The sequence below is a fragment of the Microcoleus sp. B3-D7 genome, assembly GCF_036705305.1.
Lineage (GTDB): Bacteria > Cyanobacteriota > Cyanobacteriia > Cyanobacteriales > Microcoleaceae > Microcoleus.
Genome location: NZ_JAUBUE010000133.1, coordinates 1 through 1,269, shown reverse-complemented (window position 1 = coordinate 1,269; position 1,269 = coordinate 1). Strand labels below are relative to the sequence as shown.

The 1,269-nt window shown below is 37.6% G+C and carries 1 protein-coding gene; it reads left to right on the top strand.

Going from position 1 to position 1,269, the window contains the following annotated elements; translation table 11 throughout:
* Positions 1-201: 201 nt before the first annotated feature.
* The coding region (locus QUB25_RS29660) for a transposase (RefSeq protein WP_333189060.1) at positions 202-1,269 on the top strand (1,068 nt) is incomplete at its 3' end.

Below are 1,269 nucleotides of genomic sequence, written 5' to 3'. Positions count from 1 at the left end.
CAATACTCCGGACAGTTTTTCAAGAGGGAGGCGATGGCTTCGGCAAGCAACGCTTACGCAATAAATCACAGAAGCGAAAAAAGTGAGTGCAATCTGAACCCAAAATGAACAGAAAAAAAGGCGCTCTTTTAGGTTAAGCTATAAAAACACACAAGCTTAACAGATTGCCTTAGGAAAATTATTGAATCCATTTTACAACAAATGCCAGGGATTAGTCAACCCCAAAAGAAGTTTTTAATCACTTTATTCTCAACTATTTTACTGAGCTATGGCAAAATCAACTTCACGAATCTCAGTCGTTATAGTTGTTTGAGTGAAAAAACTTATCGTCGTCACTTTCTCAAAACATTTAACTTTCCACAATTAAATAAATATTTCCTCGAAAAAGCCTTAAATCCTGAACACACAGTCATTGCTGTTATTGATTGTTCTTTTTTAAGAAAAAGTGGCAAAAAAACTGACGGTAAAGCTTACTTTTATAATGGTGTAGCTGGTAAATCGGAACAGGGGTTGGAAATTTCTGTGATTTCTATTGTCGAAATTGAGACTCGTTTATCTTATAGCTTAAGCGTACAACAAACTCCGTCACGTCCTCCCATAACACCGGTAAAAAAACTGCCACAAAATCCCAAGAATGGCTGGTCTAAGAAATCTCGCAAAAAACCGGAGCCTCAAAGCTCAACGCCTGACATCACAAGAGTTGATGACTATGCACAACATCTAAAGAATACTCGTTGTTACTTCCCAACTTGTGTACGTTATTTGGTGGCTGATGGCTATTACTATCGAGCTAAATTCTGGGATGCTGTGCGGGACTTAAATTTAAACTTTATTGGCAAGTTAAGAAGTGATGCTAACCTGCGCTATCTCTATACAGGTGAACAAAATAAACTGGGGGCTCCACGTAAATATGATGGCAAGGTTGACTGCCATGATTTAAGTCGTCTTAATTTTCTTAAAGAAATAAAACCCGGAGTTTCCTTATATACATTGGTGGTCTGGAGTTGTTGTTTAAATTGCCAAATTTGTTTGGCTTGTATCTCTGATGTTCAAGCCAACGGGACAATCAAAAATGCTTTATTATTTAGCACTGATGTTCACTTGCCGCCTGAGCAAGTTGTTGAATATTATCAGGCTCGTTTTCAGATCGAGTTTATTTTTCGTGATGCTAAGCAATTTACGGGATTGTCAGATTGTCAAGCTCGTCATTTACCACGGCTTGATTTTCATTTTAATGCCAGTCTTATTGCCTTAAACTTAGCTAAACAT